The organism is Pseudoalteromonas sp. S3431, from assembly GCF_000690035.1.
GTDB classification, from domain to species: domain Bacteria; phylum Pseudomonadota; class Gammaproteobacteria; order Enterobacterales; family Alteromonadaceae; genus Pseudoalteromonas; species Pseudoalteromonas fuliginea.
This window is the reverse complement of sequence record NZ_JJNY01000041.1, coordinates 1-26,590: the sequence shown is the minus strand read 5'-3', so window position 1 is coordinate 26,590 and position 26,590 is coordinate 1. Positions and strand designations below refer to the sequence as shown.

Sequence of the window (26,590 nt, the reverse complement as noted above, 5' to 3'; positions counted from 1 at the left end):
AGTTAACTTATAACTTAGAAATATCAAGCGCTTGCCAATGCGGAAAGTGCTTGCGTACTAAGCTGTTAAATTCAACTTCAAATTCGCTAAAGTTACTTTGCTGTGCTTGGCTTTGCAGTACTTGCTCAATCATACCCGCAGCAACTGTTAGGTTTGATAAGCGATCGATTAGGATAAACGAGCCTGTTTCGTGATTGCTGTGGTACTCGTCTGCCAAAATAGTTTCGGTTAGTTCAAGTGTTACAATCGCAATTTCGTTTAACTGTAATGAGTCGCTAGTGCCGTGCTCAAGCGTGTTCACATCAATTGTGTAATCAATCTTTTTAACAATAGCTGAGGTGTTTTTGCTGCCTAGTTTTAGGTTATAGCTTTTACCTAATACTAATGGCGATTCATGCATCCACACAATTTTAGCTTGCAACTGGTTAGTTACAGCGGCCGTTGAGTTTGCAGGTACTATTACATCCCCTCGGCTAATATCAATTTCGTTATTTAGGGTAACGGTAATTGCTTGGCCTGCTTCTGCGCTATCTAGGTTGCCATCAAAGGTAACAATTTCTTTAATGCTTGATGTTTTACCCGACGGTAATACTTTTATTGCATCGCCTACATGTATCTTGCCTGATGTAAGTGTGCCCTGAAAACCACGGAAGTTTAAGTTAGGGCGCACGACATATTGCACAGGTAGGCGCGCTTCAAAGCCTGTATCTGTTTCGGCTGCTGGCGAATCTTCTAGTAATTCTAGTAGCGGCTTGTCGGTGTAATACGGTGTATGTGCAGAGCGTGTTACTACGTTGTCGCCTTTAAGCGCCGACATAGGCACAAACTTAATGTTTGATACGTTAAGTTGCTCAGCAAATTTAAGGTAATCGGCCTTAATTTTTTCATACACGGTTTCGTCAAAATCAACGATATCCATTTTATTAACGGCAACAACAAACTGTTTAATGCCCAGCGAGTCACAAATAAAGCTATGGCGCTTAGTTTGTACTTGTACGCCGTAACGCGCATCAACCAAAATAATGGCGACATCGCTTGTTGATGCACCCGTTACCATGTTGCGGGTGTATTGCTCGTGCCCAGGCGTGTCGGCAATAATAAATTTACGCTTAGCCGTTGAAAAGTAACGGTACGCTACGTCAATGGTAATGCCTTGCTCACGCTCAGCTTGTAGGCCATCAACTAATAATGCAAGGTCAAGATCTTCACCTGCATTACCTACTTTTTCGTTATCTTTATGAAGGGCTGCTAGCTGATCTTCATAAATTTGGTGGCTGTCGTGCAGTAGGCGGCCAATCAATGTTGATTTACCGTCATCTACGCTGCCACAAGTAAGCATGCGTAATAAGCTTTTGTCTTGTTGGCGTGCTAGGTAGGCGTCTATGCCTATTTCTTTTACTTCGTTAAATGTATCGTTATTTTGGCTAGACATTAAAAATACCCCTCACGTTTTTTCTTCTCCATTGAGCCGGCTGAATCATGGTCAATAACACGACCTTCACGTTCAGATGACGTAGATAGCAGCATTTCTTCGATGATTTCGGTTAAAGTACTGGCTGTTGATTCAACTGCACCGGTAAGTGGGTAGCAGCCTAATGTACGAAAACGTACAGATTTCATTTGCGGTACTTCACCTTCATTAAGAGGCATACGCTCATCGTCAACCATAATTAAAGTACCGTCGCGCTCAACTACTGGGCGATCTTTAGCTAGGTACAATGGCACCATTTCGATGTTTTCTTGATAAATGTATTGCCAAATATCAAGCTCAGTCCAGTTAGACAACGGGAAAACACGAATGCTTTCGCCCGGATTAACTTGGCTGTTGTAGGTATTCCAAAGCTCAGGACGTTGGTTTTTAGGATCCCAACGGTGGTGTTTGTCGCGGAATGAATAAACACGCTCTTTTGCGCGTGATTTTTCTTCGTCGCGGCGTGCGCCACCAAATGCAGCATCAAAACCATATTTGTTAAGTGCCTGCTTTAAGCCTTGGGTTTTCATTATGTCAGTATGTTTACCCGAGCCATGCGTAAACGGGCCTACACCCATTTCAATGCCTTCTGGATTTTTGTGTACCAGTAGATCAAAGCCGTATTCTTTAGCTATACGGTCGCGAAACTCAATCATTTCACGAAACTTCCAATTGGTGTCTACGTGTAATAACGGAAACGGAATTTTTGCAGGGTAAAATGCTTTACGCGCTAAGTGCAAAAGTACCGACGAATCTTTACCAATAGAGTAAAGCATTACTGGGTTCTCAAACTCAGCGGCGACTTCGCGCATGATTTTGATACTTTCAGCTTCAAGTTGCTGAAGGTGAGTTAAAGCCATTGTTAGTCGTCCTACTAAAATGATTAAAAGTTACAAATTTAAAATTCGGTTATGTATTTGATACATCTGTTAGTGGCTGTGCAAAGCTGCTTGTTTGCTCGTTTTCCCCAAACCAGGCTAGTTGCGAGTGCAGGGCGGCTACTTCGCCAATAATGAGTAGCGCAGGCGATATAATGCTGTTGCGCTGGATTAAGTCGGCAAGTTCGCCTAATTGGCCTGTTACTACACGCTGATTTTTACGTGTACCGTTTTCGATAATGGCAACAGGGGTGTCGGCTTTGCGACCATGCTTTAAAAGCTCGCTTTGTATGTGCGGCGATTTAATTACGCCCATGTAAATAGCAAGCGTTTGATTTGCTTTTGCCAGCGATTGCCAATCAAGTTCTTGACCGTCTTTTTTACAGTGGCCAGTTACAAATTGAATGGCTTGTGCGTGGTCACGATGCGTTAGCGGAATACCCGCATACGCACTACAACCTGCAGCGGCTGTAATACCCGGTACAATTTGATAATTTACGTTGTTAGCAGCTAGTACTTGTACTTCCTCGCCACCACGGCCATAAATAAACGGGTCACCACCTTTAATGCGGCATACTTTTTTGCCTTGTTTAGCAAGGTCGACCAGCATTTGGTTGGTATCTTCTTGAACAACACTATGATCGCCTAAACGTTTGCCTACACAAATAAGGTCAGCATCACGGCGCACTAGTTCCATAATTTCGTCAGAGACTAAAAAGTCATAAACGACGACGTCGGCTTGTTGCATAAGTTGCAGTGCTTTAAGAGTTAAAAGCTCTGGATCGCCAGGGCCTGCACCTACTACATATACTTCGCCTTCAGGTTCTGCTTTCGCATCTAGCATTTGCTCTAGTTGCTGCTGTGCGGCTTGGGTATCGCCGGTTTGTACTTTACTCACGACAGATGAGTCGAACACGCCTTCCCAAAATTGGCGGCGGTCTGAAAAATGCTTAAAGCGTTTTTTTACTTTGTCTCTAAAGCCACCGACAAGTGTTGCAAGTGGGCCAATATGATGTGGAATAAGAGTTTCGAGCTTTTCGCGTAAGCGACGTGCAAGTACGGGCGCTGTGCCAGCACTTGATATAGCAATCGTAATTGGGTCACGGTCAACAATGGATGGGAATATAAACGTACATTTAGGTTGGTCATCAACCACGTTTACAAATACATTGCGGGCATTGGCAAGTTCAAATACGTTGTTGTTTACTTCATCGCGGTCGGTTGCTGCAATAACAAGCATTTTGCCATCGAGATGCGACTCATCAAAATAAGCATCAATAAGCTTTACTTCATTATTATGCGCATGCTCTTTTAGTTCGTCGCAAAACCAAGGCGCTACTAAAGTAACGCTCGCTCTCGCTTTTAAAAACGCGCGACATTTGCGTAATGCGACCTCTCCACCGCCAACAACCAATACTGGTTTGTTGTCGAGTTTGGTAAAGATAGGTAAATACTGCACGTTAATAAGACCCCTAAACAAATTCAAATATAAGAAAACGCTTTATTCTGATAAGCAGAATATAGCGGCTATCAATAAGTAAAAAATAATTAAAACCAAGTTGATATAACTAAAAGTTATAATAGGTGGGCTTTTTAGGCCTAAGAGTTAGTTAACAAGGGATTGCGCCGAGTTACAAGTAAAATAAACAGCTTATAGTGTTTGGTTATGAGCTATAGCGAGTTTGGTTTAATTTGTTAATATGGAGGCATATCAAATTTTGTACTCAAGAAGTAACGGAGCTCTAATGACACAACAACAAAAAGAAGCTGCATTAGCAGTCGCACTGATGGATTTAACAAGCTTAAATACCAGCGATACAACCAAAAGCATTCAAGCACTTGTTGATAGCATAAACCCTACCTTAGGTACACCTGCTGCAGTATGTGTTTATAGCGACTTTGTTGATGATGCAAAAATAGCACTCGCAGCACGTGGGCTTAACCACGTAAAAGTTGCAACAGTCACTAACTTCCCAACGGGTGATGCACCAATAAGTGATGTAATTAACGAAACACTTATTGCAATAGAGCGCGGTGCTGATGAGATTGATTTGGTTATTCCTTATAAAAAGTTAATCGCGGGCGATGCTCAAACTGTACTTAACTATGTAAGCGAAAGTAAAAAAGCGTGTGGGTCGCGCGCCCAGCTAAAAGTAATAATAGAAAGCGGCGAGCTAAAAACTGACGCGCTTATTACTCAAGCCACGGAGCTTGCAATTGAAGGTGGTGCTGATTTTGTAAAAACCAGTACGGGTAAAGTCGCTGTAAATGCCACGCTTGAATCAACAAAAATTATGCTCAGTGCAATTAAAAATACTGGTAAGCATGTTGGCTTTAAAGCCGCCGGTGGTGTTAAAACAGTGGCTGATGCCAGTGATTATTTAGCGCTTGCACGCGCGATAATGGGCGATGATTACCTGCAAGCAAATACATTTAGGTTTGGTGCTTCAAGCTTACTGAATGATGTTTACAAGGTGTTGAATGAAACGCAGCAGTGATGAGGAAAAGCGTCAGTTAGAGCATGATGCGGCTAAATTGTTTTTACGCTGTTATGAGCAACAGCAAGGCATTCATATGCGTAATATTTGGCATAATGAGCCGAATAAACCTGACGTTAGTTGTTATCAAGAGAATGAACAGCTTGATATAGAAATTGCTCATCTATATGCCAGCGAAACAGAAGCGATGGCTGTTTTAGGACGCCCGCTGTCAATGCAAATGCAACGAGATTTGGCAGACATGGCACAAAAGCCAAGTGAACACAGATTGCGGGCTGCATTAGAGCGGTTGCTGAAACAAAAAGCGAAAAAACGTTACTATTCAGAGCGTACTTGGCTTGTTATTCGTAACGCGAGTACTATTTGGCGCAAAGCTGACTTTGAAGCCGTGATCGATGACCTTAACTTTCCAAGAACCTATCAATTTGAGCAAATTTGGTTAGTGTGTGATTTTTATCGTGGTGAGTTATTACGTGTGGATGAAAAACGGCCTATATAACAGCCGTTTTCAATTTTAAGCTTAAAGCTAATACTGATTAATTAAACTTAAACATGTTGCCTATACTTTCGAGGCTAGATTTGTTCGTTTTGGCAATACAACCACTGTCATCAAGTGACTTTTTGGTTGTTTCATCAGCTAAACCGGTTACTTTGAGTTTTTTGTCTTGCTGATACTCACGAAGCGCGATAACTGTTTTACGATCGTATTCAACATCTTGTGTTTCAAACTCTTCGTAGTCAGGCTGATTTCTTAGGTAACCCAAACAAACTAAGCTTAGGCGTGACATTGCTAAATCCATTTTTTCATAATGCGGCATTCTATGAGTGGGTACATCAACTGTTACAGCGCTCTTGCTGGCTGCTTTTGCGCGTTTAGTAGCTGGTGGCGGCGCAGTGTAACCCGGTGCTAACGTGTTGTTACTGTTATAGCGATAGTAGGTATCTGGAATTTTAGTTTCTAAAAACTCAACCGCTTTAATAATAACTTCACGCAGGGCTTTTTCTTTAGGGGTATCAGACCATCCACTAATATTGCCACCAACGAGTGCGCCACCAAAATTGGTTGCAGCGCCTGTGAAATCAAAATCTTTACTACCCCCTTCAACACTCGTTGCAGCTAAAATGCGTGATGTGCGAGTATCTATAAGGCGTAGATCAATTGCCATATGTGAACCCGAAAAACCGGCAGATACAGAGCTAAATACATCACCGATAAAGCCGCCACTGCCAACACTTGCACCAGAGCTATCGTCATCAAATTCTGTTACCGCAGCAATCACGACTATTTCAGCACCTTCAATCTCGCCATAAGCAGCACCCGATGAAGCGCTAACGCGACCTGAGGCTGCTAGGTCTTGTTCTGATAAAACAGCATCAAGCGCTTGGCGCTCTAAAACAATAAAGCGGTTTGTTGATACTAGAGCCGTAGTTAATTGATCAGCCATACCGTCGCCTATTTCTTTGCGCCACCATTTTGAGTTGTTAGATTTATCGGTAAAGCGTGCAACAGCAATACGAGCTTTAGGGCCATTGTATTGTTCTTGTGCAACTGCATTTATGTCTGGTGAGTTTTGACCTGAAGTGACATTTGTAGAGGTGCTTTGACAAGCGCTCAGAGTGGTCGTTAATAGTGCCGTTAATAATAGTTTTTGTGGTGCTTTTAACATATGACTGTCCTTAATTAATATGCTTAAAGGAAATGTTGTGCATTTCCTTCAATATTTATATTCATGTTAATTTAGTTAAATCAGTAGGTTAAAAATAGTACTGGTGCGAAATATTTAGTCACACAGGCGAAATTTATGAGGATTTTTCACGAAACTGTTTTGGGGACATGTTATATTTTGATTTAAAGCAGCGGGCAAAGTAGCTTTGTGAATTAAAGCCAACTTGCTGTGCTACTAAACCAATCGCAAGCTCACTATTTTTTAAAAGCTCTTGTGCAAATTCTAAGCGAATGTTTCGAATGTAATCGCTTGGTGTTAGGTTGTACAAGGCTTTCATTTTTAATTGTAAAGCGCGAGGGCTAAGATAAAGCGCAGCTGCAAATTCTTCCACGTTAAACGCTTCGTCTTGATAATGCTCTTTTACTGTCGTTTTTACACGCTCGGTAAATACATAATCTTTACTTTGCGCCATTTGTGGGTCGAGCTCGATTGTTTTTGATAAAGCAGGTAGTTGTTGTTTTAAATTTTGATTGAGTACTTCTCTAATCGTTAATAATCCTTGAACGCGGCTTAATAACAGCTGTGGTTCGAAGGGTTTACTTAAATAATCATCAGCAAGTAAGTCCAGGCCCTTTAATTTGCTGCGCGTATCAGCCTTTGCTGAAAGTAATAACACCGGAATATGGCTAATAGCCGTGTCGCTGCGCAGTGCTTTAATAAACTGATAGCCATCCATAACAGGCATCATTACATCACTTATTACCAAGTCAGGCATTTCGCTTTTACATAAAGCTAAACCTAGCTCTCCGTTAACGGCGTTTATACATACGAAGTTGCTAATAAAGAGTGACGTTAGTAAATCACGCATTTCATCGTTGTCTTCGATAATAAGAATTTTATTGTTTTTTACTGCACATAAATTATTGCTTTTAGATACAGCAAGAGCAGTAAGGTCAGAGGTTTCGTCTACTTGAGTTATTGGGAGTGAAATAGTGAAGCAACTTCCTTTGTTTAATTCACTTTTAAGTTCAATGGTTCCTTCATATTGCTCAACTAGCTGCTTTATAAGTGCTAAGCCAATACCGCTACCGCTTTGATTACTCGTATCTATGCGTGTAAATCGTTGGAAAACTGCCTCGAGGTGCTTTTTATCTATACCAACACCAGTGTCTGAGACTATGATGGTTAATATTTGTTTTTGAGTTAATAGCTGAAGTAATACTTTACCTCCGTTCGGGGTGTATTTTTGGGCGTTACTTAATAAGTTACTGATAATAGAAACTGTATGATTTGGCTCTAATTCAATGAGAATATTTTTTTGCGTTAAATCTTCAAACTCGAACGTAATATTTTTTTGTTTAAATAAAGGAGTGAAATCTTCGATTAATTGTTCAACTACCGGATTTATAGCATAGGGTGTTACGTGTTTCACTGCAGTGCTTGGGCGCTGACTGAGCTGTAAAAGTTGGTTTATTTGATCCAATAGCTTATGGCTATTACGTTGAATCATCGCTAGTTTTTGTTGGGTGTCTGAATCTTTATGACTTTTTAGTAAACTATCAAGTGGCGCTAATATTAAGCTCAATGGTGTTTTAAGTTCATGGCTAACGTTATCTAATAGCTGGGTTTTTAAGCTGCTAAGTTCTCTCTCTTTTAAGTTTGCTTGCTCTGCAACTTTAGCTCTATACCTTGCTGTTATAATTAACCACATTATAAATAATACGATAATGATGTAAGTGACATAAGCAACATTGTTCTTCCACCAGGGTGGAGTAACCGTAAGCGCAACCATCGTTTTATCATCACTCCATTGGCCGTATTGGTCTTTAACTTTTACAATAAAGTGATAGCTTCCTGCGGGAAGTTGAGAATAGCTAACTTGCCTCTGATTTTTGTTTGCGTATAAAAACTGCTTATCTAATCCAGCTAACTTGTAAGCATATTGGTATTGAGAAGGGGGCTCTGCACTGTTTAAAGCAGAAAACTTAAAACCGATAACACTGTCTTCTTCTTTAAAAAAGAGTCTGTCTGTATAGCTTATAAGCTTAGCCGCTTGAGTCTTGTTTTTTATATATTGCTGCGTCGCGACTGACTGGTTATAAATAAGTAAGTCTGTAATAACGGGTTCTGGAGGTTTGGTTGCTAGAGTTAGTTTTAACGGATCAAATTGATTAAAACCGTTAATACCACCAAAAAATAGCTCGCCGTCATTCGCTTGAAAAGCGGCGCCTAAAATAAAAGAATGATGCTGTATACCGTTTGCGGGTAAAAAATGCTGCATTTGTTGGGTTTGAGGAGCGTAACGGGTTAGGCCTTGGTTGCTGCTTAGCCACAAGTAACCGCTGCTGTCTTGTTTAATTGCAAAAATATTATCGTTAAGCAAGCCATCGAACTCTGTAATGTTTATTACTTTGTTTGTTTGGATATTTAACTTATTTAACCCGCCAAAAGTACCTACCCATAAAGTGTTTTTATCTTGTAAATGCAAGGATGTAACCATGTCATGCGTTAAACTATTAGGCTTTTTAAGATCGCTTTGGTAATGAGTGAAAGTTTCATCATTTAAAGAAAATTTATTTAATCCTACGCGGGTTCCAGCCCATATCGCGTTGTTCTCACTGTCATAAGTAATACTAAAAACAGTATTATTTGAGATGCTATTTTTATCTGCGCTGTATTTAAAGTGTGTAACTTGCAATGTATCGGGATTAAATCGCGTTAATCCTTCATTACTGCCCAGCCACAAATTACCAATATGGTCGCCCTCGATTGCATAAATACGGTTACTGCTGAGTTGGTGACTTTGCATAGTAAAAGCTGAAAAGCTATCATTAACTGGGTTATAAAGCAGTAAACCACCTCCATACGTGCCTACCCATATGCGCTTATTGGCATCTTCATAAAGACTAAATATATTGTTATTAGTTAGGCCAATATTGTGGTTTTTATCTGCTTTATAGTGTTTAAATCCAGTGTCAGTTTGTTTGTTAAGTCCGTCGCGCGTGCCCACCCAGAGTATGTTGTTACTATCTTTGAGTATTGCTCTTACAAAGTCATTCGAAATCGAAGCCGAGTTATTGCTTTGATGCTTTTGATGACCAAACTGAATCTGTCTTTTATCATAGCGATGTAACCCATAACCATCTGTACCAATCCAAATAATCCCTTTAGGGTCTTGGTAAAGTGACAATAAGTGGTCGTTAGCTAAGCCATGCTTTAAATTTGGAGAGTAAGTAAGTTGCTGAAACTGTTTACTTAATAAAATATCTTTAGTTTGATAATAAAGACCATGGCCATAAGTGCTTACCCATAGGTTTTTTTCATCATCAATAAGCATATCAGTTACCCAAACATTTTTGAGTTGCTCAAAGTTATAAAATGCGAGTGTGTTTAAGTCAAAAACACTTAGACCAGTTTTGCCTCCTATAATAAATTTGCCGTTTGGTGCTTTTTTTAATTGCCAGAGCTGTTTAGGGCTATTAGGTATGTATGTGAACTGATTTGTTTTTGAATCGAACTTAATAAGCCCAATATTACTTGCTAACCAAAGGTTTTTTTTATCATCAAAAAGCATATCTTTAAAAACAACATTTAATTGATTTGTGCTCTGATAAGAAAATAACTCGGTAGTACCTGTTTTTGTATTTAACCGAGTAAGTTGCCCTTTATCGTGACCAATCCAAATTGTTTCTGGGGAGTTAGAGGTTATTGTTGAAATGCGTTGGTTTGTAATAGAGGGGGTTGAATACTGGTTAAAAACACTAAAACTTCCTGTTTCAGTATTTAATAAGTTGAGGCCGTTACTTGTCGTCGCAAACCAAAGTTGGCCGTTTTCTAAATTCAGGCAGTCTGTAATCCAATTCCCCGAAATACTCGATTGTGAAGGATTGAATTTATAGTGTTTAAATTCATATCCATCGAATCGGTTTAAGCCGCCTTGGGTCGAAAACCAATGAAACCCCTTTTCATCAGTGGTACTGCAGGTGATTGAATTTTGAGATAAACCTTGTTCATTTGTATATGTATCTAAGTACAGTGGTAGGGCGAGCGAGCTAGTATGAAATAATAATAAAAGGCTGATGACTTTATATTTTATGATTGTTTTAATTGCTTTCACAGACTTCCTATCTATTGTGAATCCCTTAGGGCGTGTTGACCTTTGTGGATTGAAATTTGTTCAATCTAGGGGTGATTTAGTCGCGGCGCGAGTTTTGTAGCCTAGTGGGCTAAGTATAAACCGAGTATCTGGTCAATCATAAACTGCTTTTTAATCAATGTTAAGATTGATTTTTCAATGCAATGTTGAGATTTTGCATTGTGGGTATCTTTTAGGCTTGTGTTAATGAACTGCGTAAGTATAATAGGCATCCACTTTGCAGGGGCGTAGTTCCAATTGGTAGAACAGCGGTCTCCAAAACCGATGGTTGGGAGTTCGAGTCTCTCCGCCCCTGCCAGTTTTACTTGTGATTGAGTAGTCTGAGATTAAAAACCGGTTTAAATTAAGTCTGTTTTTAAGTTTAGATTTTAATGGATTAACCCTGCCGTAGTGTAGGGTTGTTGTGTCTGTAGTTAAGGTAATAATATTATGAGCACGAATGTAGAAACACCATCAAGTGCGATGGAGTCAGTAAAGTGGTTAGTAGCAATCGCGCTACTTGCAGGCGCAGTTGTTGGTAATCATATGTATGCAGATCAATCTGTATTACTACGTGCTATCGGCGTTGTTGTTGCAATAGCGGCCGGATTAGCAATTGCCTCACAAACATTTAAGGGACGTAACTTTCTTGCTTTCGCTAAAGAAGCTCGAATTGAAGTACGCAAAGTTATTTGGCCAACTCGCCAAGAAACTACCCACACGACATTAATTGTAATGGTTGCAACAGTGATTATGGCACTTATCCTTTGGGGATTAGATGGCATTTTATTCCGCGCTGTTGGCTTTTTAACTGGATTGGAGATCTGATCCCATGTCGGATGAGAACGAGAACAAAGAAATTAAATTACGTTGGTACGTAGTACAGGCTTTTTCTGGTTACGAAAAGCGTGTAGCACAAACGTTAATTGAACATATCAAAATTGAAGGTCTTGAAGCGAGCTTTGGTGAGATATTAGTACCAACTGAAGAAGTTGTTGAGATGCGTGCTGGTCAAAAGCGTAAGTCTGAGCGTAAATTCTTCCCAGGTTATGTATTAGTACAAATGGATATGAACGACGCTAGCTGGCACTTAGTGAACAGCACTGAACGCGTAATGGGCTTTATTGGTGGAACGTCTGATCGTCCAGCTCCAATTAGCCCTAAAGAAGCGGAACGCATTCTTAATCGTTTACAAGAAAATGCTGAAGCACCTAAACCTGCTACATTATTTGAACCAGGTGAAGTTGTACGCGTTACAGATGGACCATTTGCAGACTTCAGTGGTGTAGTTGAAGAAGTTGACTACGAAAAAAGCCGCGTAAAAGTTTCTGTACTTATTTTTGGTCGTTCTACGCCAGTTGAGCTTGAATTTGGTCAAGTTGAACAAGATAAGTAATTGATTAAAAAAGCTTCGCCACTATTTTTTTAAATTTTGGCACGAAGCTTGAAAAAGGCCGCTGATTATCTTATAATCAGCGGCCTTTTTGTATTAAGGTAAAATTTATTTTTACTGTGCAAAAAGTACGAAACCAATTTTTAAACTGGGAAGCCGTTAGAGTACGCGTCCTCGCGCGCACAAGGCTGAGACCCACCAAATGAGGTATTTATAATGGCTAAAAAAGTTGAAGCTCTAATCAAGCTACAAGTTGCCGCTGGTATGGCTAATCCTAGTCCTCCAGTAGGTCCTGCACTAGGTCAACACGGTGTAAACATCATGGAATTCTGTAAAGCGTTTAACGCACGTACAGAGTCTATCGAAAAAGGCGCTCCAGTTCCTGTAGTGATCTCTGTTTACGGTGACCGTTCATTTACGTTCGACATGAAAACGCCACCTGCTGCTTACTTACTTAAGAAAGCTGCTGGTATCAAGTCAGGCTCAGGCCGTCCTAACACTGATAAAGTAGGCACAGTAACTCGTGCTCAACTTGAAGAGATCGTTGAGACAAAACGAACTGACCTTACAGCTGCCGATATGGACGCAGCGGTTCGCACTATCGCAGGTTCTGCGCGTGCGATGGGCTTGAACGTAGAGGACTAAGAAATGGCTAAATTAACTAAACGTATGCGTACTATCCGCGAAAAAGTGGAAGTAACTAAAGATTACGAAATCAATGAAGCAGTTGCTCTTTTAAAAGAGTTAGCGACAGCTAAATTCGTAGAAAGTGTTGACGTTGCCGTTAACCTTGGTATCGATGCTCGTAAATCTGATCAAAACGTTCGTGGTGCTACTGTACTACCTAACGGTACTGGTCGCGACGTTCGTGTTGCTGTATTCACACAAGGCGCTAACGCAGAAGCTGCGAAAGAAGCTGGTGCTGAATTAGTAGGCATGGAAGATCTTGCTGAGCTAGTTAAAAAAGGCGAGATGAACTTTGACGTTGTTGTTGCATCACCAGACGCTATGCGTGTTGTTGGTCAACTAGGTCAAATCTTAGGCCCACGTGGTCTAATGCCAAACCCTAAAACTGGTACTGTAACGCCTAACGTTGCAGAAGCAGTTAAAAATGCTAAAGCTGGTCAAGTACGTTACCGTAATGACAAGAATGGTATCATCCATACTACTATTGGTAAGGTTGATTTCACAGCTGAGCAACTTCAACAAAACCTTGAGTCACTAATTGTTGCACTTAAGAAGGCTAAGCCTTCTCAAGCTAAAGGTGTTTACTTGAAAAAAGTAACTATCTCTACAACAATGGGCGCAGGTGTTTCTGTTGACCAAAGCACTTTAACTACAACTGTAGCTTAATTTAGTGTTTACATGGCGTGAAATTTGTACTATAATTTCGCGCCATTTTGTTGATTAATTTATTAGTCGGCAAAGTAAAGAATTCGGGTTGAAGTTCATAATTTCGTTAAGTCTTAGGGTTTAACGATAAATTGGGCTTCCGTCCAAGACCGTAGGTGGCTTCGGCCTTAATATTCACCTACGTAGACGGTGTAGACCCCAGATAGATTTTTCCTAATCCTTCTGGCTCTCGCCGTAAAAAGCATCTCTACTTTGTTTGGTAGGGAAGAGTAAAACAGGGGAATCCGATAATCGGTATCCCCATTAAACCAGGAGTAACACCCATGGCTTTAAATCTTCAAGGCAAAAAAGCAATAGTTGCTGAAGTCAACGAAGCAGCCAATGGTGCTCTATCTGCAGTTGTTGCAGATTCTCGTGGTGTAACAGTTGGCGCAATTACTGCCCTTCGTAAAGAAGCTCGTGCAAACGGTGTTTGGATGAAAGTTGTCCGTAACACTTTAGCAAAACGTGCTCTTGAAGGAACAGATTTTGAGTGTCTTTCTGATTCATTTGTTGGTCCAAGCTTAATCGCTTTCTCATCAGAGCACCCAGGTGCTGCTGCGCGTATCTTTTCAGATTTCGCGAAAAAGAATGAGAAATTCGAGATAAAAACGGCCGCTTTTGAAGGAAATGTTGTTAATGCAGCAATGCTTGCTACATTACCTACATACGATGAAGCTGTTGCACGCTTAATGAGTGCTATGAAAGAAGCGTCTGCTGGCAAATTGTGTAAAACAATTGAAGCAGTACGTCTACAGAAAGAAGAGCAAGCTGCTTAATTTTAAGCTGTTTAATCACTTTCGGTGTAAAATTTATTTGGACGTAATGTCCGTTAATTATTAGGAAATTTGTAATGTCTGTATCTAAAGACCAAATCCTTGACGCAATTGCTGAAATGTCAGTAATGGACGTTGTTGCTCTTATCGAAGCAATGGAAGAAAAATTCGGCGTAACTGCTGCAGCTGCAATGGTAGCTGGTCCAGCTGCTGAAGCTGCTGAAGAGAAAACAGAATTTGACGTAATCCTTACTGGCGCTGGCGCTAACAAGGTTTCTGCAATCAAAGCTGTTCGTAGCGCAACTGGCCTTGGCCTTAAAGAAGCGAAAGCTCTTGTTGAAGCTGCTCCTACACCTGTTAAAGAAGGTGTATCTAAAGAAGAAGCTGAAGCACTTGCAAAAGATCTTACTGAAGCTGGTGCTGAAGTTGAGGTTAAGTAATTTAGCTTTTGCTAAGTTCGCTGCCTGAGAAATCAGGCAAGGGCTGGTGATTATTTAATCACCGGCCTTTTTGCGCTATAGAGTGATCCACTCTTTTAGTTCAAATAAAATCTGATTTTTTCTTTACTTTCAACGCTTTATAGTTTGCTAGTGTTAAAGTGGGATCTAATTAGAACAACAGTTAAATGTTGTAAAAATCTTGGCATAGCTGCCAGTTAAGTCTGTTCTTACAAGAACAGGTCGGGTCAAAGATCAGCAAGCTGAGGAACCCCATGGCTTACTCTTATTCTGAAAAGAAACGTATCCGTAAGGATTTTGGTAAACGTCCACAAGTTTTGGATATACCTTTTTTACTGTCTACACAGTTAGAATCGTTTAAAAAATTCTTAGTGCCGGACGCTGATGGCGATCATGGTTTGGAAGCTGCCTTCCGTTCTGTGTTCCCTATTAAAAGCTACTCGGGAAATTCTGAGCTTCAATACGTAAGTTATCGTATTGGTGAGCCAGTTTTCGATGTAAAAGAATGTCAAATTCGCGGTGTGACTTATTCTGCTCCACTTCGCGTGAAACTGCGTCTTGTTGTTATGGACAAAGAAGCTCCAGGCACAGTTAAAGACATTAAAGAGCAAGAAGTTTACATGGGCGAAATTCCGCTCATGACCGATACCGGTACCTTTGTAATCAATGGTACAGAGCGTGTTATCGTTTCTCAGCTACACCGTAGCCCTGGTGTATTCTTTGATAACGACCGCGGTAAAACTCATTCATCAGGTAAAGTATTATATAACGCACGCGTTATTCCTTACCGTGGTTCATGGTTAGACTTCGAATTTGATGCAAAAGATAACTTATATGTACGTATTGACCGTCGTCGTAAATTACCGGCGTCTATCATCCTACGTGCACTTGAGTACTCTAGTGAAGAAATCCTAGAAATCTTCTTCGACAACACGACGTTTGAAGTAGCTGACGGTAAAGTTCTTATGGAACTTGTGCCTTCACGTTTACGTGGTGAAACTGCCGCTTTTGATATCAAGAGCGAAGACGGTGAAGTATTTGTTGAAAGCGGTCGTCGTGTTACGGCTCGCCACATCAAGAGCATAGAGAAGAAAGGCATTAACCGCCTAGAAGTACCTCATGAGTACATTATTGGCCGTATTATAGCTAAAAACTACGTTGACGAGTCAACGGGTGAAGTTATAGCAAGCGCGAATGATGAACTAACTCTTGAGCTAATGGCTGAATTGGTTAAAGCTGGTTACACTAAAATTGATACGTTATATATCAATGAAGTGGACAGCGGTGCTTACATGTCAAATACATTGAATATTGACTCTTCAAGCAGCCGTTTAGAAGCACTAGTAGAAATTTATCGCATGATGCGCCCAGGCGAGCCACCGACGAAAGACGCGGCTGAAGCCTTATTCCAGAACTTATTCTTCTCTGAAGAACGTTATGACTTATCTACTGTAGGTCGTATGAAGTTCAATAGCCGTGTTGGTTACGATACAGACACAGGCCCAGGCACATTAAGCAAAGAAGACATCGTGTCTGTTATGAAAGTATTAATTGCTATTCGTAACGGTCAAGGCGATGTTGATGATATCGATCACTTAGGCAACCGTCGTATACGTAGTGTTGGCGAAATGGCTGAGAACCAATTCCGTGTTGGTCTAGTACGTGTAGAGCGTGCTGTACGTGAGCGTTTAAGCTTAGGTGACCTTGACGCAATAATGCCACAAGATCTTATTAACGCTAAGCCTATTTCGGCTGCTGTTAAAGAGTTCTTCGGCTCGTCTCAGTTATCACAGTTTATGGACCAAAATAACCCACTATCAGAAGTTACGCACAAACGTCGTATTTCTGCATTAGGTCCGGGCGGTCTAACTCGTGAACGTGCAGGCTTTGAAGTACGTGACGTTCACGTAACTCACTATGGTCGCGTATGTCCAATCGAGACTCCTGAGGGTCCAAACATCGGTCTAATTAACTCATTGTCTACGTACGCACGTACAAATGACTACGGTTTCTTAGAAACACCTTACCGTAAAGTGGTAGACGGTGTTGTAACTGATGAAGTTGATTACCTATCAGCCATTGAAGAAGGTCAGTTTGTTATCGCACAGGCGAATTCAAACTTAACTGAAACCAATGAGTTTGTAGATGAACTTATTCCATGTCGTCACAAAGGTGAATCTACCTTTATGGGTCGTATGGATCAGCAATATATGGATGTATCACCACAACAGGTGATCTCTGTAGCGGCAGCACTTATCCCGTTCCTAGAACACGATGATGCTAACCGTGCATTGATGGGTTCAAACATGCAACGTCAAGCAGTACCAACATTGAAAGCGGATAAGCCGTTAGTAGGTACAGGTATTGAGTTAACACTAGCGAAAGATTCTGGTGTTACTATCGTTGCAAAACGTGGTGGTGAAGTAATGTATGCTGACGCAAGTCGCATCGTTGTAAACGTACATGAAGAAGAACGCGTTCCTGGCGAAGCGGGCATCGACATTTACAACTTAACCAAATACACACGTTCTAACCAAAATACATGTATTAACCAAAAACCAACTTGTATGGTTGGCGAACCGGTTACTCGTGGTGACGTGTTAGCAGATGGTCCTTCGACTGACTTAGGTGACTTAGCCCTTGGTCAAAACCTTCGCGTGGCATTCATGCCATGGAACGGTTATAACTTCGAAGATTCAATCTTACTATCAGAGCGCGTAGTTGAAGAAGATCGTCTAACGACTATCCATATTCAAGAACTACAGTGTGTTGCCCGTGATACTAAATTAGGTCCTGAAGAGATCACTGCAGATATCCCGAATGTGGGTGAATCTGCACTAGGCAAGCTTGATGAATCAGGTGTTGTTTATATTGGTGCTGAAGTTAAAGGCGGCGATATTCTAGTAGGTAAAGTGACTCCTAAAGGCGAGACACAGCTGACACCTGAAGAGAAGCTTCTACGAGCTATCTTCGGCGAAAAAGCGTCTGACGTTAAAGACAGCTCTTTACGTGTACCAAATTCTGTAACTGGTACTGTAATTGACGTACAAGTCTTCACCCGTGATGGTGTTGAAAAAGACAAACGTGCGTTAGAAGTTGAAGATATGCAGCTTCGCGAAGCGAAGAAAGACTTCAACGAAGAGTTCCGTATTTTAGAAGCTGGCGTTTTAGGACGTGCTCGCAAGTTACTTGTTGATGCAGGCTTCGAAGAAGACAAACTAACGTCACTGAATGCTGAAAAACTACTTACTCAAAGCCTTGCACAAGAAGACAAGCAGGCTGAACTTGAGCAACTAGCTGCACAGTACGATGAGCTTAAAGCTGAATACGATAAAAAGTTTGAAAATAAACGTCGTAAAATTACCCAAGGTGATGACTTAGCACCAGGCGTACTTAAGATTGTTAAAGTATACCTTGCTGTTAAACGTCGTATTCAACCTGGTGATAAAATGGCGGGTCGTCATGGTAACAAAGGTGTTATCTCGACTATCGTACCAGTAGAAGATATGCCTTACGATGATAAAGGTCGTACGGTAGATATCGTATTGAATCCACTAGGTGTACCATCACGTATGAACATCGGTCAGATCCTTGAAACACATATGGGTCTAGCTGCACGTGGTATCGGTGAACGTATTGAAGAAATGATGAAAGAGCAACGTGAGCTTCATGAGCTACGTGAATTCATCAAGCAAGCCTACGAAATTGGTGAATCTCGCCAAGTAGTAGATATTGCTAGCTTCACTGATGACGAAATTCGTCGTCTAGCTGAAAACTTAAAAGGTGGTTTACCAATTGCTACTCCTGCATTTGATGGCGCGAAAGAAAGCGAAATCAAAGACATGCTTGAGCTTGGTGGATATCCTCGAAGTGGTCAGGTTACACTTTATGATGGCCGTACTGGCGATCAGTTTGAACGTCAAGTAACTGTAGGTTACATGTACATGCTTAAACTTAACCACTTGGTTGATGATAAGATGCACGCACGTTCTACTGGTTCTTACAGCCTTGTTACTCAGCAGCCGCTGGGTGGTAAAGCACAGTTCGGTGGCCAGCGTTTTGGTGAGATGGAAGTATGGGCACTTGAAGCTTACGGTGCTGCTTACACTCTACAAGAAATGCTAACAGTGAAATCGGATGACGTGAACGGTCGTACTAAGATGTATAAAAACATCGTTGATGGTAACCATAAAATGGAACCAGGTATGCCAGAATCGTTCAACGTATTGTTGAAAGAAATCCGCTCACTGGGTATCAACATCGAGTTGGAAGAAAATTAAGCCAATTAGGTGCTGCAGTTAACGCTGCAGCATCTGTTACGGCTGAATAGAATGTAGGGACGAGATTACCCGTCCTCAAGATTAACTCCGACAGGAGAGCTAAGGTGAAAGACTTACTTAAGTTTCTGAAGCAACAAAATAAGACCGAAGAATTCGATGCAATTCGCATTGGTCTTGCTTCACCAGACATGGTTCGTTCATGGTCATACGGTGAAGTAAAGAAACCTGAGACTATTAACTACCGTACTTTCAAGCCTGAGCGCGATGGCTTATTCTGTGCCCGTATTTTCGGCCCAGTGAAAGATTATGAGTGTTTATGTGGTAAATATAAACGCCTTAAACACCGTGGTGTGATCTGTGAGAAGTGTGGCGTTGAAGTTACACTAACTAAAGTGCGACGCGATCGTATGGGTCATATTGACCTTGCGAGCCCAGTTGCACATATATGGTTTTTAAAATCATTACCGTCACGTATTGGCTTAATGCTAGATATGACGCTTCGTGATATTGAACGTGTTCTTTACTTCGAATCATTCGTAGTGACTGAGCCTGGTATGACAACGCTTGAGCGTGGTCAACTATTAGGTGAAGAAGAATACCTAGATGCACTAGAAGAGCACGGTGATGAGTTTGAAGCGAAGATGGGTGCTGAAGCAGTGTTAGACTTGCTTCGTGAACTTGATCTTGCTCAATTAATTGCTGAGATGCGTGAAGAGTTACCAACAATTAACTCTGAAACTAAGCGTAAAAAAATCACTAAACGTCTTAAGTTAATGGAATCGTTCCACCAATCAGGTAATAACCCTGAGTGGATGATCATGACAGTACTTCCAGTATTGCCACCTGATCTACGTCCATTAGTACCATTAGACGGTGGTCGTTTTGCGACATCTGATCTAAATGACCTTTACCGTCGTGTTATTAACCGTAATAACCGTCTTAAACGTCTACTAGATTTAGCAGCACCAGACATTATTGTACGCAACGAAAAACGTATGTTACAAGAAGCGGTAGATGCGCTACTTGATAACGGTCGTCGTGGTCGTGCAATTACAGGTTCTAACAAACGTCCTCTTAAATCTCTTGCTGATATGATCAAGGGTAAGCAAGGTCGTTTCCGTCAGAACTTACTTGGTAAGCGTGTAGATTATTCAGGCCGTTCTGTAATTACAGTAGGTCCTACACTTAAGCTTCACCAATGTGGTCTTCCTAAGAAGATGGCACTTGAGCTATTCAAACCATTCATCTATGGCAAACTAGAGCGTCGCGGCATGGCTACGACGATCAAAGCAGCTAAGAAAATGGTAGAACGTGAAGTTCCGGAAGTATGGGATGTACTTGACGAAGTAATTCGTGAACATCCGGTATTACTTAACCGTGCACCAACACTTCACCGTTTGGGTATCCAAGCGTTTGAGCCTGTGCTTATCGAAGGTAAAGCGATTCATTTGCATCCATTAGTATGTGCGGCGTACAACGCCGATTTCGATGGTGACCAAATGGCGGTACACGTACCGTTAACAATCGAAGCGCAGCTTGAAGCTCGTGCATTGATGATGTCAACAAACAACATTCTATCTCCTGCGAATGGTGAGCCAATCATCGTTCCTTCACAGGATGTTGTATTGGGTCTTTATTACATGACTCGTGACCGCATTAACGCTAAAGGCGAAGGCGCGATATTTAAAGATCCAAAAGAAGCAGAAAAAGCATACCGCAGTGGCAATGCAGACCTTCACGCAATCGTGAAAGTACGTATTAGCCAATCAGTTAAAAACGAAGATGGTGTAGTAGAAGATACTATTACTGTTATCGATACAACTGTCGGTCGTGCAATTTTGTCTCTAATTTTACCAACTGGTATGCCGTTTGCGTCAATCAATCAGCCGCTTGGTAAAAAGCAGATTTCTAGCTTATTGAATGAGTGTTACCGTCGTCTAGGCCTTAAAGACACTGTTGTGTTTGCTGACCAAGTTATGTACACCGGTTTCCATTATGCAATGAAGTCAGGTGTTTCTATCGGTATTGATGACTTAGTTATCCCACCGGTTAAAGCACAGATAATTGAATCAGCTGAAGCTGAAGTTACTGAAATCAACCAACAATTCCAATCAGGTCTTGTAACGGCTGGTGAAAAGTACAACAAAGTTATCGATATCTGGTCACGTGTTAACGAAAACTTATCACGTGAAATGATGTCTAACTTGTCGAAAGACACAGTTATCAATGCAAAGGGTGAAGAAGTAGAGCAACCGTCATTTAACTCAGTGTTTATGATGGCCGACTCAGGTGCTCGTGGTAGTGCTGCACAGATTCGTCAGTTGGCGGGTATGCGTGGTCTAATGGCACGCCCAGATGGTTCAATCATCGAGACTCCAATCACAGCTAACTTCCGTGAAGGTCTAAACGTACTTCAGTACTTCATCTCAACGCATGGTGCGCGTAAAGGTCTTGCCGATACAGCACTTAAAACAGCAAACTCGGGTTACCTAACGCGTCGTCTAGTAGACGTTGCACAAGATTTGGTAATCAATGAAGATGACTGTGGCACAGAAGATGGCTTAACAATGAAACCGCTTATTGAAGGTGGTGATGTTGTAGAAGCGCTTCGCGAACGTGTTTTAGGTCGTGTTGTTGCTGAAGATATTGTAATTCCAGGTACTAATACAGTGCTTGTTGAACGTAATATCATGCTAGACGAAAAACTGTGTGATCTTTTAGAAGAGCATTCAGTAGATGAAGTTCGCGTACGTTCTGTTATCACTTGTGATAATGACTTTGGTGTTTGTGCTAACTGTTACGGTCGTGACCTAGCACGTGGTCATATCATCAACGCTGGTGAATCAGTAGGTGTTATCGCAGCACAGTCAATCGGTGAGCCAGGTACACAGCTTACGATGCGTACCTTCCACATCGGTGGTGCAGCATCTAGAGCGTCTGCAGAAAATAATGTACAAGTTAAAACTAACGGTACGTTAAAACTGCATAACTCTAAATATGTATTAAATACAGACGATAAGATTGTTATTACTTCGCGTTCAACGGAAATTACTATCATCGATAGTCATGGCCGTGAGAAAGAGCGTTATAAAGTACCTTACGGTGCGGTATTAACAGTTAAAGATAATGCAGAAGTTCAAGGTAACGACATCGTTGCTACTTGGGACCCGCATAGTCACCCAATCGTTCTTGAGCATAAATCAAAAGTATCGTTCAGCGATATTGATGACTCAAATACTGAAGCACAGACTGATGAACTAACTGGTTTAACCCGTGTAGTTGTTAAAGACCTTGCTAAAGTAAATACGAAAGAACCAAAGCTTATCATCGAAAGTGAAGAGCGCGGCTTGCAAGAAACACGTCTTCCTTCATTCACAACGATTGAAGTAATTGACGGCGTTACAGCAAACCCAGGTGACGTGTTAGCACGTATTCCGCAAGAAGGTTCGAAAACTCGTGATATCACGGGTGGTCTACCACGCGTAGCCGACTTATTTGAAGCTCGTAAGCCAAAAGATCCAGCTATATTAGCTGAAGTAACTGGTACAATTAGCTTCGGTAAAGAGACTAAAGGTAAGAAGCGTTTAGTTATTACTCCACCAGAAGGTGATCATTACGAAGAAATGATTCACAAGTGGCGTCAACTTAACGTGTTTGAAGGTGAGCAAGTGTCTAAAGGTGAAGTTATCGCCGATGGTCCTGAATCACCACATGACATCTTACGCTTACGTGGTGTGACTCATGTTGCTAACTACATCGTTAACGAAGTGCAAGAGGTTTACCGTTTGCAAGGCGTTAAGATCAATGACAAGCACATTGAAACAATTATCCGTCAAATGTTACGTAAATGTACCATTATACACGGTGGTGATACTGACTTCTTAGCTGGTGAACAAATCGAAGTGGCGCGCGTTAATATCGCAAACCGTGACCTTGAAAAACAAGGTAAGATCCCAGCTAAGTTTGAAATCCAATTAATGGGTATCACAAAAGCATCACTAGCAACAGAATCTTTCATCTCTGCAGCGTCTTTCCAAGAGACAACACGTGTTCTTACAGATGCGGCAGTGAATGGTAAGAGCGATGAGCTTCGCGGTCTTAAAGAAAACGTAATTGTGGGTCGTTTGATCCCAGCCGGTACCGGTTTTGCGTATCATCAAGAACGTATGGCTCGCCGTAAACAAAGCAAAGTAGTCGTAGAAGAGCAAACAGTAAGTGCAGAAGAGGCAACTCAAGCACTTACAGACGCTCTAAATGCTGATTTGTCTGGAAATCAATAAACTGTTCTTAATCAATAGATTAAGTAATCGTAAGGCAGTTATATGCTGTCTTGCGATTAGTTTAGGTTGACAGGTTAAACTTTGCTCATTAAAATTCCGCCACCCATTTACTTGTGTGCTTAATGCAGGCTCGTAAATAAAGGGCGGATTTTTTATTTTTTTCAGTAGTAATTTTAATTTCAGGAGCTATTTAAATGGCAACTATTAACCAGCTAGTGCGTAAGCCACGCCGTAGCAAGGTTACGAAAAGTAACTCAGCTGCACTAAAAGCGTGTCCGCAAAAGCGCGGTGTATGTACTCGCGTATATACAACTACACCTAAGAAACCAAACTCGGCGTTACGTAAAGTAGCACGTGTACGTTTAACTAACGGTTTCGAAGTAACTTCATACATTGGCGGTGAAGGTCATAACCTTCAAGAGCATAGTGTAATCCTAATCCGTGGTGGTCGTGTTAAAGATTTACCAGGTGTGCGTTTTCACACTGTTCGTGGTGCACTTGACTGTGCAGGCGTTAGCGATCGTCGTCAAGCTCGTTCTAAATACGGTGCAAAACGCCCTAAAGGGTAATTGTATTCCGTTAGTAAGGCCAAGCACTAAATATTTATAATTATTGTTTTGGGTGATTGACTCGAAAGAGCAAACCTGAATAAACCGGAGATACAAAATGCCTAGAAGACGCGTAATCGGTCAACGTAAAATTCTTCCAGATCCTAAGTTCGGATCGGAACTTCTTGCTAAATTCGTTAACATCGTGATGTTAGACGGCAAGAAATCTACTGCTGAAAAAATTGTTTATGGTGCGCTAGACGTGGCTGCTGAGAAATCAGGCAAGTCGCACCTAGAAATCTTTGAAACTGCACTTGATAACATCCGCCCACAGGTAGAGGTTAAATCTCGCCGTGTTGGTGGTTCAACTTATCAAGTACCAGTTGAAGTACGTCCAGTTCGTCGTAACGCATTAGGTATGCGTTGGTTAGTAGACGCTGCACGTAAGCGTGGCGAAAAATCTATGGGCTTACGTTTAGCTCAAGAAATCGTTGACGCTTCTGATAATAAAGGCACTGCGGTTAAGAAACGTGAAGACGTTCACCGTATGGCTGAAGCGAATAAAGCATTCGCTCATTACCGTTGGTAATCTGTCTTTAACCTTTAAGAGGATCATATGGCACGTACAACTCCACTTGAGCGCTATCGTAATATAGGTATTGTTGCTCACGTAGATGCAGGCAAAACCACCACAACAGAACGTGTTCTGTTCTACACGGGTCTTTCTCATAAGATCGGTGAAGTACATGATGGCGCTGCAACTATGGATTGGATGGAGCAGGAACAAGAGCGTGGTATCACAATCACTTCTGCTGCAACAACGTGTTTTTGGAAAGGGATGGATGCTCAATTTGACGCCCATCGTATCAATATTATTGATACTCCAGGACACGTAGATTTCACTATCGAAGTAGAGCGTTCTTTACGCGTACTAGATGGTGCGGTAGTTGTTCTTTGTGCTTCGTCTGGTGTACAGCCGCAAACTGAGACAGTTTGGCGTCAAGCGAACAAATACGAAGTTCCGAGAATGATCTTCGTAAATAAAATGGATCGCACGGGCGCTGACTTCTTAGCTGTGGTTAGCCAGGTGAAATCTCGTCTTGGAGCAACGCCTGTTCCAATTCAGTTGCCTGTAGGCGCTGAGGACGACTTTAAAGGTGTTATTGACCTTATAAAAATGAAAGTGATTAACTGGAACGAAGCGGACCAGGGTATGACTTTCTCTTATGAGGCAATACCGGCAGAGCTTCTGGAATTGGCTGAAGAATGGCGCTCTCATTTAGTTGAAAGCGCTGCTGAAGCCTCAGAAGAACTAATGGATAAATACTTAGAAGGTGAAGAGTTAAGTGAAGCAGAAATTAAAAATGCTTTACGTCAACGAACATTAGCTAATGAGATTGTTCCAGTTACTTGTGGTAGCGCATTTAAAAACAAAGGCGTTCAAGCTGTGCTTGATGGCGTTGTTGAATATATGCCGTCACCAGAACAAGTGAAACAAATCCAAGGTATCTTAGAAAATGGTACTGAGGAAGAACGTCCGGCTAATGATAAAGCGCCGTTTGCTGCACTCGCTTTTAAGATTGCAACAGACCCGTTTGTTGGGACCTTGACCTTTTTCCGTGTTTACTCTGGTACTGTTAAACAGGGTGACACGGTATATAATCCAGTAAAAAGTAAGCGTGAGCGACTTGGCCGTATCGTACAGATGCATTCAAACTCTCGTGAAGAGATCAAAGAAGTTTTCGCAGGCGACATCGCGGCAGCTATTGGTCTTAAAGACGTAACAACAGGTGAAACACTGTGTGATCCGAATTCTATTATTACGCTTGAGCGTATGGAATTCCCTGAACCAGTAATCTCTATTGCGGTTGAGCCTCGCACTATAGCTGACCAAGATAAGATGGGTATCGCGCTAGGAAAACTAGCTGCTGAAGACCCTTCTTTTCGCGTACAAACTGACGAAGAATCAGGCCAGGTTATAATCTCTGGCATGGGTGAACTTCACCTAGATATCATCGTCGACCGTATGAAACGTGAATTCAGTGTTGAATGTAACGTTGGTAAGCCGCAGGTCTCATACCGAGAAGCTATTCGTTCAACTGTTAAAGTTGAAGGGAAGTTTATACGTCAGTCAGGTGGTCGTGGCCAATATGGACACGTTTGGATTAAACTTGAACCGATGGATATTACGGATGATGAGTCACCAATTTACGAGTTCGTTAACGAAACCGTAGGTGGTTCTGTTCCTAAAGAGTTCGTCCCTGCGGTAGACAAAGGTATCCAAGAGCAAATGTCTCAAGGTGTACTGGCAGGCTACCCATTACTTGGCGTTAAAGCGACTTTATATGATGGTTCATTCCATGATGTAGATTCGAATGAAATGGCATTTAAAATAGCAGGTTCACTGGCAATGAGAGATGGGGCGCTTAAAGCTAACCCTGTACTTTTAGAGCCAGTAATGAAGGTTGAAGTACTCACTCCTGATTCAAATATGGGTGATGTAGTTGGCGACTTAAACCGTCGTCGCGGCATAATCGAAGGCATGGAAGATGCATTAGGTGGGCTTAAGCAAATTAATGCGCAAGTTCCTCTTTCTGAAATGTTTGGTTATGCGACTGCTTTACGATCTGCAACTCAGGGCCGTGCCTCATACTCTATGGAGTTTGTGAAGTACGCTGAAGCCTCTAAAAATGTTGCAGATACAATAATTTCAGCTCGCGCTGTTATATAATTTTAGCTTGTCTGGCTCAATAGTGAGTCAGGCTTTAATTTCTTTATTAGGAATTTTTTAAGATGGCAAAAGAAAAGTTTGAA

The 26,590-nt window shown here is 41.5% G+C and carries 18 protein-coding genes and 1 tRNA gene; 14 read left to right on the top strand and 5 right to left on the bottom strand.

What is annotated here, in order from left to right; all coding sequences use genetic code 11:
• Positions 1-7: 7 nt before the first annotated feature.
• The 3 genes from cysN to cysG are packed head-to-tail and all read right to left on the bottom strand — an operon-like array spanning position 8 to position 3,808.
• Positions 8-1,432: a sulfate adenylyltransferase subunit CysN gene (gene cysN, locus DO88_RS09365; protein ID WP_033039400.1), complete on the bottom strand. Its 1,425-nt coding sequence runs from the start codon at positions 1,430-1,432 to the stop codon at positions 8-10.
• The gene (cysD, locus tag DO88_RS09370) at positions 1,432-2,331 is read right to left on the bottom strand and encodes a sulfate adenylyltransferase subunit CysD (protein ID WP_033039398.1); all 900 of its coding nucleotides are present in this window, start codon (positions 2,329-2,331) and stop codon (positions 1,432-1,434) included. The genes cysN and cysD overlap by 1 nt, the downstream gene beginning before the upstream one ends.
• A 49-nt stretch (positions 2,332-2,380) precedes the next feature.
• A complete protein-coding gene (gene cysG, locus DO88_RS09375; RefSeq protein ID WP_033039396.1) occupies positions 2,381-3,808 on the bottom strand; it encodes a siroheme synthase CysG in 1,428 nt (475 codons plus the stop codon).
• Positions 3,809-4,094: 286 nt separating this feature from the next.
• Here cysG and deoC point away from each other — a divergent pair, with 286 nt between their 5' ends.
• Complete coding sequence (gene deoC, locus DO88_RS09380; protein WP_033039395.1) at positions 4,095-4,847, top strand: deoxyribose-phosphate aldolase; 753 nt, start codon at positions 4,095-4,097, stop codon at positions 4,845-4,847.
• A complete protein-coding gene (locus DO88_RS09385; protein ID WP_033039392.1) occupies positions 4,831-5,346 on the top strand; it encodes a hypothetical protein in 516 nt (171 codons plus the stop codon). The genes deoC and DO88_RS09385 overlap by 17 nt, the downstream gene beginning before the upstream one ends.
• Positions 5,347-5,383: 37 nt before the next feature.
• Here DO88_RS09385 and DO88_RS09390 read toward each other — a convergent pair whose 3' ends face one another.
• Together DO88_RS09390 and DO88_RS09395 are read right to left on the bottom strand one after the other, a co-directional pair.
• Complete coding sequence (locus tag DO88_RS09390; protein ID WP_007378446.1) at positions 5,384-6,514, bottom strand: CsgG/HfaB family protein; 1,131 nt, start codon at positions 6,512-6,514, stop codon at positions 5,384-5,386.
• A 133-nt stretch (positions 6,515-6,647) separates the two neighbouring features.
• Positions 6,648-10,631, bottom strand: coding sequence for a hybrid sensor histidine kinase/response regulator transcription factor (locus tag DO88_RS09395; protein ID WP_033039390.1), 3,984 nt, complete (start codon positions 10,629-10,631; stop codon positions 6,648-6,650).
• A gap of 260 nt (positions 10,632-10,891) precedes the next feature.
• Here DO88_RS09395 and DO88_RS09400 point away from each other — a divergent pair.
• From DO88_RS09400 to fusA, 12 genes are all read left to right on the top strand, one after another.
• Positions 10,892-10,968: transfer RNA gene (locus DO88_RS09400), tRNA-Trp, on the top strand.
• 131 nt (positions 10,969-11,099) lie between these two features.
• Positions 11,100-11,477 (top strand): preprotein translocase subunit SecE, encoded by a 378-nt coding sequence (gene secE / locus DO88_RS09405; protein ID WP_002958877.1) that lies wholly within the window; start codon positions 11,100-11,102, stop codon positions 11,475-11,477.
• A 4-nt stretch (positions 11,478-11,481) separates the two neighbouring features.
• Positions 11,482-12,045 (top strand): transcription termination/antitermination protein NusG, encoded by a 564-nt coding sequence (gene nusG, locus DO88_RS09410; protein WP_007378450.1) that lies wholly within the window; start codon positions 11,482-11,484, stop codon positions 12,043-12,045.
• Positions 12,046-12,258: 213 nt separating this feature from the next.
• Positions 12,259-12,687 carry a 50S ribosomal protein L11 gene (rplK, locus tag DO88_RS09415; protein ID WP_002958879.1) on the top strand — a complete coding sequence of 143 codons (429 nt, stop codon included), beginning with the start codon at positions 12,259-12,261 and terminating at the stop codon, positions 12,685-12,687.
• 3 nt (positions 12,688-12,690) lie between these two features.
• Positions 12,691-13,395 (top strand): 50S ribosomal protein L1, encoded by a 705-nt coding sequence (gene rplA / locus DO88_RS09420; protein WP_007378451.1) that lies wholly within the window; start codon positions 12,691-12,693, stop codon positions 13,393-13,395.
• A 323-nt stretch (positions 13,396-13,718) separates the two neighbouring features.
• Positions 13,719-14,213, top strand: coding sequence for a 50S ribosomal protein L10 (gene rplJ / locus DO88_RS09425; RefSeq protein WP_007378452.1), 495 nt, complete (start codon positions 13,719-13,721; stop codon positions 14,211-14,213).
• Positions 14,214-14,287: 74 nt separating this feature from the next.
• Positions 14,288-14,650: a 50S ribosomal protein L7/L12 gene (rplL, locus tag DO88_RS09430; RefSeq protein WP_002958882.1), complete on the top strand. Its 363-nt coding sequence runs from the start codon at positions 14,288-14,290 to the stop codon at positions 14,648-14,650.
• 272 nt (positions 14,651-14,922) lie between these two features.
• Positions 14,923-18,948 carry a DNA-directed RNA polymerase subunit beta gene (gene rpoB / locus DO88_RS09435; RefSeq protein WP_007378453.1) on the top strand — a complete coding sequence of 1,342 codons (4,026 nt, stop codon included), beginning with the start codon at positions 14,923-14,925 and terminating at the stop codon, positions 18,946-18,948.
• Positions 18,949-19,052: 104 nt separating this feature from the next.
• Positions 19,053-23,228, top strand: coding sequence for a DNA-directed RNA polymerase subunit beta' (gene rpoC, locus DO88_RS09440; protein WP_008133458.1), 4,176 nt, complete (start codon positions 19,053-19,055; stop codon positions 23,226-23,228).
• Positions 23,229-23,422: 194 nt separating this feature from the next.
• Positions 23,423-23,797 (top strand): 30S ribosomal protein S12, encoded by a 375-nt coding sequence (gene rpsL / locus DO88_RS09445; protein ID WP_002958885.1) that lies wholly within the window; start codon positions 23,423-23,425, stop codon positions 23,795-23,797.
• Between the two features lie 97 nt (positions 23,798-23,894).
• Positions 23,895-24,365: a 30S ribosomal protein S7 gene (rpsG, locus tag DO88_RS09450; protein WP_010555004.1), complete on the top strand. Its 471-nt coding sequence runs from the start codon at positions 23,895-23,897 to the stop codon at positions 24,363-24,365.
• A 27-nt stretch (positions 24,366-24,392) separates the two neighbouring features.
• Positions 24,393-26,507 carry an elongation factor G gene (fusA, locus tag DO88_RS09455; RefSeq protein ID WP_008133459.1) on the top strand — a complete coding sequence of 705 codons (2,115 nt, stop codon included), beginning with the start codon at positions 24,393-24,395 and terminating at the stop codon, positions 26,505-26,507.
• Positions 26,508-26,590: the final 83 nt, after the last annotated feature.